The organism is Mesobacillus maritimus (assembly GCF_023715205.1).
GTDB classification, from domain to species: domain Bacteria; phylum Bacillota; class Bacilli; order Bacillales; family Cytobacillaceae; genus Mesobacillus_B; species Mesobacillus_B maritimus_C.
Window position 1 is genome coordinate 273,119 of record NZ_JAMBNR010000002.1, and the last position, 12,889, is coordinate 286,007.

A 12,889-nucleotide genomic window follows, 5' to 3' on the forward strand; every position below is an offset into this window, starting at 1 on the left:
TAAAAAAACTGGAGGTATTTTAATGGAGACTCATCATATTCGTTTAACTTCGTCCGAAGTAGGTGGCTTGTGGGCAAATTATATAGCTGACTCCATGTTTGTATGTGTTTATAAGTATTATTTAGCTAAAGTCGAAGATGAGGAAACGAAGAAAATCTTAGAGCATGCCCTGGATGTATCTCAACAGCATGTACAAGTGGTTACAAAAATTTTCAAGGAAGAAGGTCATGCGATCCCTCTTGGGTTTACTGAAAACGATGTGAATGTGGATGCTCCGAGGCTTTTTTCGGATGAGTTCTTTTTATTTTATACAAAACATATGACTAAAGGGGCTTTAGTAACCTACGGTGCCATTTTGCCCCATACCTTTCGTAAGGACATTCGAGAACACTTCATGTCTTGTATCTCTTCTACTATGGAATTATTTAATGAAACAACAGATTTACTTCTCTCCAAAGGGATAGAAGTTCGGTCTCCTTATATTCCTTATCTTCAAGAAGTAGATATGGTTGAAAAACAACACTTTTTAGCGGGGTGGATGGGGAAACAGAGACCTCTAAGTGCTGCAGAGATTACTCACCTCTACTCGAATGTACAAACAAACCATATGGGTACATCGGTTATAACTGGTTTCGCTCAGGTTGCGAACTCAAAGGAAATTCGCGATTATTTCAGAAGGGGGATAGTGATTGCAAAGAAACAAATTGAAGTGTTTAGTAAATACTTACATGAAAATAATCTCCCTGTACCTGTAACCTGGGATGCAGAAGTTCAAGATATTACGGAATCCCCCTTTTCTGATAAATTAATGCTCTATCAAATTTCGATGATGACGGCTGCGGGGATGGGGAACTACGGAACGGCCATATCTGCTAGTCCAAGACGTGACATTGCCGCTGATTATGTACGATTGCAAGGAGAAATTGGACTTTACGCAGAGGACGGGTTAAATCTCCAAATTAAGCATGCCTGGATGGAAAGACCTCCTCATGCAGCAGACAGAGATGAGTTAATGAAGTAAAGACATATTGATTAAGATGGAGAAGAATTAAGGAATGAAACAATGAAGCGAACGCTAAAACCTAATGAATGGGATGAGAAATTTCGCCTATATAAATGGAACAAAAAAATCATAAAAAGAGGGTTAAACAAATGTGAATCCAAAAGAAAATTTGTTATGGAACATTGCTCTTCCAGGCTTCGGTCAACTACTTAACGGAAAGCTTCTAAAAGGGATATTCTTTATTGTGTTGGAAATGATCATTAATGTTCAATCCCATTTTAATAAGATTATTTACTTTAGTTTTAATGGAGAGATAAGTAAAGCCATTGATCATACTGAATACCAATGGCTCATGTTTTATCCTTGTGTTTACTTCTTTTCAATGTGGGATGCCTATAAGGATGCAGGTGGAGGGAAAGATCCTTATTCCTATTTACCATTTGTGATGTGTGCGTATTTTGTTACTGTTGGGCTGATGTATTCAGCAAAAGTAAGGATATTTGGAATCTGTTTGGGAACCGTTTGGTTTCCGATGTTATGTGTCATTCCTGGGGTTTTTATTGGGGTTTTACTAAAAAGGATCTTAAGTCATCTATAGTGAGTGTTGATCTTTGGCGTATACTCAAATGATAGTTGAAGTAGTATTTTAACAGTGATGATTTCTTCCTAAGTTGATTTATCTAAAAAAATTCTAAAGTATAAAACCTTTCTAAAACAGGAACTTATAATTTGCTGCCAGATGGCAGTTTTTTTATTTGGTCTTTTCTCAAACTTTGTGCTTTTGAACAGAAAATACGGCTGAATAATAGGGTATTAAAAAAATATCCTAGATTTTATGAAAAAAGAGCTTGCAAACTAATTTTAAACATACGAAATTGCTACTATTTCGTTAAATTCGGCTGTAGGATTTTAACCACAATTTACAAAAATAGCCTATCTTTTAGTGAAAGCAATATTTCATTCAATTTTGGGAGGATATACCTATCCCTGTTCATTTAACCAGCGGGACATGGTGCCTGTCCCTGTGTCCTTTGACACTCTTCAATATTATGAAAATTTATACTATTATAGTAGAGAACGTTTACATATTATTTGGAGACTAAACCATGAAAAAGCCGCTTCGAATCTCATTAAAGACGAAAATTTTATCGCTTGTGATTCTATTAATTATTGGGGTGGTAGGAGCGTTTTCAGCTCAGCTTATCCATTTGAAATTACAAGATGATATTGCCCAAGCGAAACAACTGACATTGCAGAATGCCAAGACTCTGTCTTATATGCCACTCCTTCAGGAATCATACCGAGAGGATGGGGATTCAAGTGGGATTATCTCATTGGCAGATGATATGAGGTATAAATTAAAACCGATGACCGTTTTTTTTCTCAATCGGGAGGGATTGATTTATGCGTCAACGGATGATAGCAAGGAGTACGAAAATGTACAGGTAAACGATAGTGGAAAAGCCCTTACTTATGGAAGCTCTTATGTACAGCAGACAGAGGAGAGCGGGAAGCAAGTGTTAAAGGCGATTGCTCCGGTGGTCGTAGATTATGGCGACTTTAAAAAGATTGAAGGAACCGTAGTGGTGTTATATAGCATGGATCTCATTTATACCGAGATTTGGGGAGATATAGAAAAGATCTTTATGAGCTCTTCCATCATTCTACTAGTTGCGGTGATTGCTAGTTATTTTCTAGCCAATAGCATACGCAAGGATACACTAAATCTCGAACCTTATGAAATTGCCTCCTTATATCGAGAGCGAAATGCGATTTTGCAATCTGCGAAAGAGGGGATCATTGCCGTCGATGCGAATGGGATAATCACGATGATGAATGCATCGGCTAGTCAAATGCTCGGGATTGAGGGAAAAGTAGAAGGTCAAAAAATGTCTGAGGTCATAGAATCTCGTGAACTCGTAAAAATGCTGGAAAGCCATGAAAAACAGGATAATATGGAAATTCACGATAACGAGAAAATGATGATTATCAATACACAGCCGATTATCGAGAATGGAAAAAAAATTGGGGTTGTGGGCACCGTTCGCGACAGAACGGAGGTCAAGCAAATGATTGACGCTTTGTCCGAGGTGAAGCAGTATAGCGATGATTTAAGAGCGCAAGCGCATGAATTCAGCAATAAACTATATGCCATTCTCGGTTTGCTTCAGCTAGGAAAAAAAACGGAAGCGATTGAGTTTATTAAAAACGAAACACAAACACAAGTAATGGAAGCGGAATTATTGCATATAAAAGACGAGAAACTTCAAGCGATACTACTAGGGAAACTGGCACAAGCTTCCGAGAAAAAAATTCCATTTATTCTTGACCCAGAGAGTTCGTTGGAGAAGCTGCCGGAAACCATTTCCCTTTCTTCTTTAATTATTATTTTAGGAAACCTGATTAACAATGCGTTTGATGCGGTCAAAAATCAAGAAGAGAAGATGGTCCGTTTTTTTGTGACGGATATTGGCAATGAGGTTATCTTTGAAATCATCGACAATGGAACCGGAATTGCGGATGAAGTCCAGAAGTCCATTTTTACAAAGGGATTTTCAACAAAAGGGAAAAACAGGGGATACGGTCTAAGTCATGTAAAGGAAGAAGTAGCGGCACTCGATGGAACAATTGAAATTTCAACTAAAAAGGGGAATGGAACAGTCTTTACGATCTATTTGCCGAAAGGATGATCGCGAAGGGGGAGAGAACATGGAGAAAATACAAGTGTTGATCGCGGAAGACGATTTTCGCATTGCACAAATCCACGAAGGATTCTTAGCTCAAGTAAAAGGGACCAACTGTGTTGGAAAAGCGATGAATGCGCAGGAAACAATGACTCTACTAGATAAGCATTCTGTTGATTTATTATTATTGGATATTTATATGCCTGATAGGCTTGGGACCGATCTTCTGATGGAAATCCGCGAGAAACACCCTGAGGTGGACATCATCTTAGTCACAGCAGCAAAAGAGAAAGAACACGTCATGAAAGCACTTAAATTTGGTGTGCAACAATTTTTAATTAAACCGGTCACAATGGAAACGTTCGTCGAAACACTCGAGAACTATAAAAAAACTAAACAATTCTTAGACGGATTAACAGAGGTGGATCAAGAAGCGGTCAATCGTGTTTTTAAAATTAGGAAAGAAACAGAGACACGCGAACAGTTGCCGGCAGGGATTGACTATTTAACACTTAAGAAAGTAAGTGAAATTCTGAGTGAAGAAAAAAGCGGACTGACAGCGGATAAAGTAGGAGAAAAAATGGGAGCTTCAAGGACGACGGCTCGAAGATACCTCGAATATTTAGTCAAGACTGGCGAAGCAACCGTGGAGCAAGCCTACGGAGTCGTTGGGCGGCCGGAGAGAAATTACCAAATCAATGGATAACGAGGCCATTCAAATGAAAGGGATTAGCACGACGAAAGTTATTTTGTTTCCTGTACATCCCATTGTTTATCCAAACTGGTATAAGAGTTAAGTTTATTTGCAAAGCATTTTGCACTTGAAAAATTCGAAAAGGTTTTATAAAAAGGGCTATTTGAGTGTTTTAAAATCTCTATTTTTCCTTCTACCTTTCTAATAATAATGAACACTTGATCAACTCCTAATCGTTAAGAAAATCAGCAGCGATTATAGTAAAAATTATACCGAAGAATGGTAACTTTTGGATTACAGTTAGGTTACGAGTTATTTATTTTATCATAACGATTCAAATTTTTTATCAATGCCTAAGGTTGATAAAATCTAAGTTAATCATTAAAGAGGGAGTATGACTCGATTCTATTTCGACTTTGGTTTGGTTGCCTCTAATTTTAAAGAGATTAGCATACATAAAAGCCTGTATCAAAGATTACTAAGGGTAATCAAGATACAGGCTTTTTAGTTTTAGTTAGGAAAAATAAAATTTTGTTTTGGTGTGTTTAATTGATGGCGACGGCAGCTGCATATTTAGCCGCGTGTTCACCTGAAACTTTTCCGTAAACAGAACCGGACATCAGACCAGATCCACCTGGGTAGTTTTTATAGAAGATGCCTCCAACCATTTCACCTGCGGCAAACAATCCTTGAATTGGCTCTTGGTTTTGATTGAGCACTTCACCATTTGTGTTCACATGCAAACCGCCGAATGCAAATGTGATCCCACATGTAACCGGGAAGGCATAGAATGGACCTTGTTCAACGCGCAGTGCCCAGTTTGTTTTCTCAGGGGAAAGTCCGTTCGTTGCTTTGCCATCTTTTACAGATGGATTGTATTCGCCGTCTTGTACTGCTTCATTGTATTCTTTGATGGTTTGTAAAAATTGCTGCTGGTCAACAGGTAGTTTGGCAACTAATTCCTCAAGTGTATCTCCTTCAATCACTGTTGCTTCTGGTAAGTTGTATTCTTTCCGTAAGATTGGGCGAACTTGGCTATCAAAGATTTGGTACGCCACATGTCCTGGCTGTTTTAAAATTTCACGGCCGTATTTCGCATACGTATAGTTACGGAAATCAGCGCCTTCATCGACAAAGCGGAAGCCGTCTTTGTTTAACATAATCCCAAGCGGGTAAGAGTGCTTTTTGAAAATATCGCCAGGCTTCGTGAAATCACCAACTTTCGGAACGTTCGCATCTGTACCAATGGAATGGCAACCTGCCCACTCGCCGAAAGTTTGCGCGCCGATTTCAGTCGCCATTTTCAACCCATCGCCTGTGTTATATTCGGTTCCGCGCACAATCGCTGCTTCCCATTCAGAACCAAGGTGCTCAGAGCGCATTTTTTTGTTTGCTTCAAAGCATCCACAAGCAAGCAAAACACTTTTCGCTTCAACTATGATTTCTTCCCCTTGCTTCAATACGATAACGCCAGTAATTTTCGCTTCATTTGTTACTAGTTTCGTCGCTTCTGCTTCATACCAGATTTCAATCCCTAGTTCGTTGGCACGATTGAATAGGGCTTTCATTAAACCGATTCCTTTTTCTTTTGTTTTAACAGGAAGTCCGCCCCAAAAGTGGATTTTGTCATCTTTTTTAAACGATTGGTTATCATAGTTTAGTTCAAATTCGACACCTTGCTCGCGCATCCAGACAATTGTTTCATAAGATTTCGAGACTAATTGTTTCGCAAGCTCAGGCTGGCTTTGTCCGTCTGTCACTCTCATTAAATCGTTATAATAATCGTCTGCGCTGTACTCAGGCATTACGATTTGCGCCGCTTCTTCATCGGTTAATTCAGGCATGATTTTCCGAATTGCGTCTAAATCATTATAAGCTGTACGGATTGCTCCATCGGTGAAAAAGGAGTTTCCACCGCGTTTATGTTCTGGACCTTTTTCAAGCACTAAGACACTTGCACCATTTTCTCTCGCGGAAATCGCGGCACATAAAGCTGCATTTCCCGCTCCAACAACTACAACATCAAATTTTGTCATTTAGAATTCCTCCTGGCTTTTAAATACGTTTGATACTTTTAGAATAGTGAAAAGTTATAAATAAATAAAATATTGATATTCTATTGTGAACGATAGAAAATTTTTATAATATAAAAAGAACGAGGTGAGGTGTACGATGGACGAAAAAGATTGGAAAATGCTCCAAACCATTTATAAAGAACGAAATATCACGAAAGCAGCGGAACAATTATACATTTCTCAGCCATCGCTAACGTACCGCATTCAGCAGCTGGAAAAGGAATTTGGCGTCAAAATTTTAGCCCGAAGAAAGCGCGGCGTTGATTTTACGACAGAAGGAGAATATTTGGTTCACTATGCAGACCAAATGCTTCGGGAGCTGACGAAAACAAAGGATTATTTGAATAGCCTGAACGGCCAAATTAAAGGAAAACTTAGGCTCGGCGTTTCCCAGACCTATGCAAGGTATGAGCTTCCGAACAGGTTGGCCGCCTTTTTAACTCAATATCCTGAAGTTGATTTGCATTTGAAAACAGGTTTTAGCTACGAAGTGTTGCAGATGCTACATAAAGAAGAAGCAACCGTTGGGATTGTTCGCGACCCTTATGACTGGAAGGGACCGAAAGTGTTAATTGAAGAAGAAAGCATTTACCTTGTTTCGAAACATGAGGTTCAAATCGATCAGCTGCCAGATTTGCCGCGAATTGATTACACGACAGATTTGTCTTTGAAAAGTTCGATTGATCACTGGTGGAAAGAAAATTTTGATGTCGCTCCAAAGGTTACAATGGAAGTCGACATTATTGATACATGCCGTGAACTGGTGTTAAACGGCTTAGGTTACGCGCTTCTTCCGGGTATCTGCTTAAAAGGCTATCCCGACCTGTTCACCACGGAGCTTATCTTAGGTGATAAAAAATTAACCCGGCAAACATGGCTTGTTTTCAATGAAAATGCAATGGAGCTGTCACCTGCTAAGGCATTTATTGAATTTATCAAAAAAGAGGTTTAGATTTTTGTTGAAGGGGAAGGGTATTTTAGTAGTTTGATAGAGAAAAAATAGGGTGGTCATTGAAATACACCTACATTCACAGCTGCTAGCTCCAAGATATTTTCAACTAGCGAAAGCTATCAATTAATATAAAGAAGCTAGCAAATACTAGATAGGTGATGATCGAAGGATGACATAAAAAAAAATACACCCTGTAAAGAGTGTATAGAATGAGATAGAATAATTTCGCTTTTTGCCGGTATGAACGGGGAAATGTCGGATTCAGCTACAGGAGCACAAGGCCATGCCTTGCAGCAACATTACCTTGAAGCACAGTACATCCAACTATATTCATACTCCGCGGAAGAGAGTTGCCCTGATAGTTCATCAATTTCCCTAGAGATGGCGTCTTTCTCTGCTTGAGTGGTGGCTAAATGCCACCTTGAATGTAACGCGCTTATCTGGCTTCTGAGTGTTTCGATTAAATCCCGAAAATAGGCACATGTGCCAACAGTGTCGGATGGCATCGCTGTAGGCTGCATTGGTGGAGAGTATGTGGTGGTTCCTTGATATAAATATGGATGTGTTCTACATGCAACAACGCAAGTTTCGTGGCTATATCCATATCTCCTGCATTGTTGATAACAGCTCGGCCGAGGGTATGAATAAACATACGGATTATAAACGATTCCACTATAAGGATGATACAAGTTGCATTCCTCCTAACCATGTTCTTCTTTGTTATGGTATGTATTTCCCATAATATGGTTAGTTGTCTATCCAATGTCAAACTCGTTCAGATCGAGAAGGAATAAAATTGTGAAAACCATCACAGCGTGAACATTATGAACAATATTATTTTTACATTTTTAATGTGACTTATTTTGAAAACGTTTACATAGCAAAATTCTGAAATTAAAATAAAATCAGTAAACAACATACAGATAGTAGAAAAGGAGGACATTATGAAGAAATTAAGTTTATTTGTTTTATCCGCTGCATTATTCCTTTCAGCTTGTTCGTCTAGTAGTTCATCTTCAGACGGAGGGGCGGAGTATCCTTCGAAAAACATTGAAATTGTTGCCCCAGCATCTCCTGGTGGTGGTTGGGATTTAACTGCTCGTTCGGTTCAAAAGATTTTACGAGATAATAAGTTAGTAGATAGCAATATTAACGTTATCAATAAGCCAGGTGGCGGCGGAGAAGTTGGTTGGAATTATCTTCATCCAAAAGATTCTCACTATCTAGCGGTGAACTCAAGTTTGCTTTTAACCAATAACTTGTTAGGCCAAAGCAAACTCACACACGAAGACTTTACGCCGTTAGCAACACTAGCAACGGAATGGCAATCGATTGCTGTACCAGTTGATTCACCGTATGAAACCATCAATGATTTACTAGAAGCGATTAAGGAAGATCCAAAGTCGATTAAAATCGGGGTTGGACCTGGTTTAGGAAACGATGACCACTTATCATTTGTACAAGCTGCAGCGATGAAAGAGGTTAACCCGAAAGACTTGAACTTCCTTGTGTATGATGGCGGTGGCGGAGATGTGGTTACAGCTCTTTTAGGAAAGCATGTGGACGTGATTACGACTTCATTATCAGAAACAAAAGAACAGCATCTTGCTGGAAAGCTTAAAATTCTAGCTGTCTCTTCAGAAGAAAGATTAGAAGAACTGGAGGATGTTCCAACGCTAACAGAAGAGGGAATTGACATGGTGTTCCCGCACTGGAGAGGTATCATGGGACCTCCGGATATGACCGAAGAAGAAATCAACTATTGGGATGAGAAGTTAAGCGAAATGGCTGCAACCGATGAGTGGAAAGAGTTGCTTGAAAATAACGACTGGGATGATTTCTATCAAACGAGTGCAGACACGAAAAAGTTTATGGAAGAACAAGAGCAGCTTTATTCAGAGTTGATTGATGACTCTGGATTAGTTGAATAAGGGGAGATACGATGAAAGCTGTAAAAATTGGGATGCCAGTTGCGATGATCCTCATCAGCCTCACCTTTTTAATCAGTTCGTTCTCGATTCCGCGAGCGAACCTTGGTAATCCAAATGGGCCATTATACTTCCCAATTGGATTGAGTGTTTTCATGTTGGTTCTTAGTGTCATCTATCTTTTTAACGAATTGAAAACATTAAATGAAGAAAATAAAAACATCAAAGCGCTTTTTGAAGGAAGAGTCTTAAAACTAATTGGTGTCACGATTGTGTTAGGAGTCATTTATGCCCTAATCTTTGAAACACTAGGTTTCTTAATTTCAACGGTCATTTTCTTAGGAGGCTTATTATTCTACGTAAATGGCGTGAAAAAGTGGATGGTCAATCTGATTGTGACCTTTGCTTTTTCCTTCATCGCTTGGTACGGCTTTAGTGAATTATTAGGAGTAAGTTTACCGTAAGAACGGAGGTGAGGAAGGTAAATGGAAGCTTTTGTGGAAGGATTTCATACGGTCTTACAACCGGCAAACATCTTTTGGATTGTCATCGGTGGATTTTTAGGAACGATTGTCGGAATGCTTCCAGGATTAGGACCAGCGACAGCGGTTGCAGTCCTGATTCCGGTCACTTTTGGGATGAATCCAACTAGTGCATTGATTTTAATGGGAGCGATTTATTATGGTGCCATGTATGGCGGTTCGCGAAGTTCGATTCTATTAAATACCCCAGGGGATGGGTCGGCCATCGCCGCAACGTTCGATGGATATCCGATGGCTCAGCAAGGTAGAGCAGGGGAAGCCTTGGCGATTTCAACTGTCGCTTCCTTCATCGGAGGGATTTTGGCGGCAATTGGGTTTATCTTTTTAGCAGAACCACTGGCTAGTTTTGCGTTGAAATTTGGTCCAGCAGAATATTTCTTATTGATGCTGTTAACATTATCAGCGATTGTTTCTTTATCAATTGGCAAGATGGTCAAAGGATTTATTGCGATGTGCCTTGGTTTATTAATCAGTACGATTGGAATTGACGCTCAAACCGGGGTTCACCGTTTTACAATGGATATTCCTCATTTAAGTGAAGGAATTGAATTTTTGATTGTCATTATCGGGGTGTATGCGGTAGGAGAAGTTTTCTACAACTTCCTTACAATCGATAAAGACAGCATGAAAGAAAAGAAAAAAGTGAGCAGAATTTGGTTTACTAAAGAAGATTGGAAACGATCCAAGTGGCCGATTATACGAAATGCTCCGTTAGGCTTTATTGTCGGCGTGCTTCCGGGAGCGGGCGGCTCGATTGCTTCGATGATGAGTTATTCGACTGAAAAGCAATTATCGAAAAAGCCGGAGGAATTCGGGAACGGTGCAGTTGAAGGTTTAGCGGCTCCTGAATCTTCCAACAATGCCGCTTCCGTCGGTGCGATGATTCCATTGTTAACGATGGGAATCCCAGGTTCAGGAACAACGGCGGTTATGCTCGGAGCGTTAATTATGCTCGGAATCCGACCAGGTCCAATGTTGTTTGAAAATGACCCTGGAATGGTTTGGACGTTTATCAACAGTATGTTTATCGGAAACATCGCGTTGATTATTATCAACATTCTGCTTGTTGGCTTGCTGATTAAAATATTGGATACACCAGCAAAAGTTCTTTATCCAATCATCATCATTCTTGCTTTCATTGGAACGTACACATTAAGTTACAGTACGGTTGATTATTTCATGTTATTGTTATTCGGAGTCATCGGGCTGTTTATGAAAATCATGGACTTCCCAATTGCTCCGCTCGTCCTTGCGATTATTGTTGGCGGCGATATGGAACAGAATTTCCGAATGGCACTTACGGCATCAAACGGCAGTTTTGGAATCTTCTTTGATTCCGCAATTAGTATCACGTTGATCATCGTGACAGTGTTGTCGTTATTTTATCCATTACTAATCAAACTGTTAAGGAAAAAGCAAAAAGATGAGGAAAAAGGCATTTCTGCTTAGTACTCATTCAAGAAAAATCCACCAAACAAAATGGTGGATTTTTCCTTTCGGGCAAGAGAACAGTGCACTGATTCGATTACGTACAAACTGCGGGACAGAGGGACAGGTACATTGTCCCGAACGATTTCCAAACCGCGGGACAATGTACCTGTCCCCTTGTCCCACCAAGGAGTTATGAGTATGAAAAAGAAAATTCTTTTAGCGTTAGCCATTCTGTTGTATCTCTTCTTTTTTATTTTCCCTTTTTCATTTGATGATAAAATTCAAGCGCTTGTCGCATTGGTTATGATTCAAATCTTATGGGTGGGGAAAGTGTTCTCGCTCGCTTATAGTTCGCTGTTGGTTATGCTGTTGTTTTCGTTTCATTTTTTCAGTTATGAGGAGACATTGACGTATTTTTCTTCAGATGTTGTTTGGCTGTTGTTTGCGACGTTTATTTTTTCGCGTGCGTTTATTGATACAGGGTTAGCAGACCGGTTGTCTTTAAGCATTTTAAAAGCATCCCGCGGGGCAAGCAAGGCGTTGATTTTTATTTCATTTCTATTAGTCTTTATTCTTTCGGTCCTAGTGCCCTCGAATGTAGGGAAAGCGAGCTTGCTGTCTTCGGTGCTTGATAGCTTAATTAGAAGTTTGAATAAAATCAATACAACTAGTAACCTAGCGAAATCGCTGTTTATTGGCATTGTCTATTTGGTGCCCATCACAGGTGCTTTTATCGCGACGGGAGCGAGTTCAACGATTTATGCGTATAGCTTGTTTTCCGATGCCGGTCATCGAATTGAATACATAGAGTGGATTCTTTTGTTTGGGGTACCAATCGTCGTGTTTTCTTTTTTCCTCTGGATGGTGTTCATCTTGATGTTTCCACCTGAGAAGATCAACAAAGCACTTCTCTTAGAGCTGATTGAAGAAAAAATCACGGAACTTGGAAAAATGAGTGTGAATGAACAGAAAATGCTCGCGATTATGCTGCTCGTGCTGATCTTGTGGGTGACGCAAAGTTTGCATGGCTATTCGATTCCGTTAATTGGATTGTTAGGGGCCTGTCTCACGGTTTTTCCGAAAATCGGTGTGTGGGCTTGGGAAGATGCTCGCAAGTCGGTCAATTGGGATATCTTTCTGTTTTTTGCTTCGACCTTAATGGTATCAGGGATGTTGTTAAAAACGGGGACGATTGATTGGCTGGCAGGATATTTAAATGCTTTTCTCGTCACACAAACCCCCGTGATGATTGTGTTGATTTTGGTGCTGTTAACTTCATTCATGAGAGTCATGTTTGTAAATGTATTAGGGTTTTTAGCAATCATGCTACCACTTGCCCTCTCATTAGGCAGTGCCTTGGACGGGGTATCCTCTCTAACGCTCGCAAAAGCCGTATTTTTTGCCGGTATTCCAGGGTTCTTTTTCATTACCCAATCACCTGTTCACATCATCAGCTATTCATACGGACATTTTACCGAAAAAGATTTATTCCGCGTGGGGATGGTTTCGTGTGTGTTGTGGATTGGGGTTATTTTGGGGGCGTTTTTGTTTTATTGGTAGAGAGGGGAGGGACAGGGGGA

The 12,889-nt window shown here is 39.9% G+C and carries 11 protein-coding genes; 9 read left to right on the forward strand and 2 right to left on the reverse strand.

What is annotated here, in order from left to right; translation table 11 throughout:
* Positions 1 to 22: 22 nt before the first annotated feature.
* From M3182_RS03725 to M3182_RS03740, 4 genes are all read left to right on the forward strand, one after another.
* Positions 23 to 1,021: a DUF3231 family protein gene (locus M3182_RS03725; RefSeq protein ID WP_251556557.1), complete on the forward strand. Its 999-nt coding sequence runs from the start codon at positions 23 to 25 to the stop codon at positions 1,019 to 1,021.
* Positions 1,022 to 1,154: 133 nt separating this feature from the next.
* The gene (locus M3182_RS03730; RefSeq protein ID WP_251435183.1) at positions 1,155 to 1,601 is read left to right on the forward strand and encodes a hypothetical protein; all 447 of its coding nucleotides are present in this window, start codon (positions 1,155 to 1,157) and stop codon (positions 1,599 to 1,601) included.
* A gap of 508 nt (positions 1,602 to 2,109) precedes the next feature.
* Positions 2,110 to 3,693, forward strand: a complete 1,584-nt coding sequence (locus tag M3182_RS03735; RefSeq protein WP_251556559.1) for a sensor histidine kinase — start codon at positions 2,110 to 2,112, stop codon at positions 3,691 to 3,693.
* A 19-nt stretch (positions 3,694 to 3,712) separates the two neighbouring features.
* Positions 3,713 to 4,393, forward strand: a complete 681-nt coding sequence (locus M3182_RS03740) for a response regulator (protein ID WP_251435188.1) — start codon at positions 3,713 to 3,715, stop codon at positions 4,391 to 4,393.
* 533 nt (positions 4,394 to 4,926) lie between these two features.
* Here M3182_RS03740 and tcuA read toward each other — a convergent pair.
* Positions 4,927 to 6,417, reverse strand: a complete 1,491-nt coding sequence (tcuA, locus tag M3182_RS03745) for an FAD-dependent tricarballylate dehydrogenase TcuA (RefSeq protein ID WP_251556561.1) — start codon at positions 6,415 to 6,417, stop codon at positions 4,927 to 4,929.
* A 136-nt stretch (positions 6,418 to 6,553) separates the two neighbouring features.
* Between tcuA and M3182_RS03750 the strand changes: the two genes are divergently transcribed.
* On the forward strand, positions 6,554 to 7,408 hold the full coding sequence (locus M3182_RS03750) for a LysR family transcriptional regulator (protein ID WP_251435193.1): 855 nt from the start codon (positions 6,554 to 6,556) through the stop codon (positions 7,406 to 7,408).
* Between the two features lie 299 nt (positions 7,409 to 7,707).
* Here M3182_RS03750 and M3182_RS03755 read toward each other — a convergent pair whose 3' ends face one another.
* Positions 7,708 to 8,097, reverse strand: coding sequence for a hypothetical protein (locus M3182_RS03755; RefSeq protein ID WP_251435195.1), 390 nt, complete (start codon positions 8,095 to 8,097; stop codon positions 7,708 to 7,710).
* Between the two features lie 255 nt (positions 8,098 to 8,352).
* Here M3182_RS03755 and M3182_RS03760 point away from each other — a divergent pair, with 255 nt between their 5' ends.
* From M3182_RS03760 to M3182_RS03775, 4 genes are all read left to right on the forward strand, one after another.
* Positions 8,353 to 9,339 (forward strand): tripartite tricarboxylate transporter substrate binding protein, encoded by a 987-nt coding sequence (locus M3182_RS03760; protein WP_251435197.1) that lies wholly within the window; start codon positions 8,353 to 8,355, stop codon positions 9,337 to 9,339.
* Between the two features lie 11 nt (positions 9,340 to 9,350).
* Positions 9,351 to 9,800 (forward strand): tripartite tricarboxylate transporter TctB family protein, encoded by a 450-nt coding sequence (locus M3182_RS03765; protein WP_251435199.1) that lies wholly within the window; start codon positions 9,351 to 9,353, stop codon positions 9,798 to 9,800.
* 21 nt (positions 9,801 to 9,821) lie between these two features.
* On the forward strand, positions 9,822 to 11,327 hold the full coding sequence (locus tag M3182_RS03770; RefSeq protein WP_251435200.1) for a tripartite tricarboxylate transporter permease: 1,506 nt from the start codon (positions 9,822 to 9,824) through the stop codon (positions 11,325 to 11,327).
* A gap of 180 nt (positions 11,328 to 11,507) precedes the next feature.
* A complete protein-coding gene (locus tag M3182_RS03775; protein ID WP_251556563.1) occupies positions 11,508 to 12,869 on the forward strand; it encodes an SLC13 family permease in 1,362 nt (453 codons plus the stop codon).
* Positions 12,870 to 12,889: the final 20 nt, after the last annotated feature.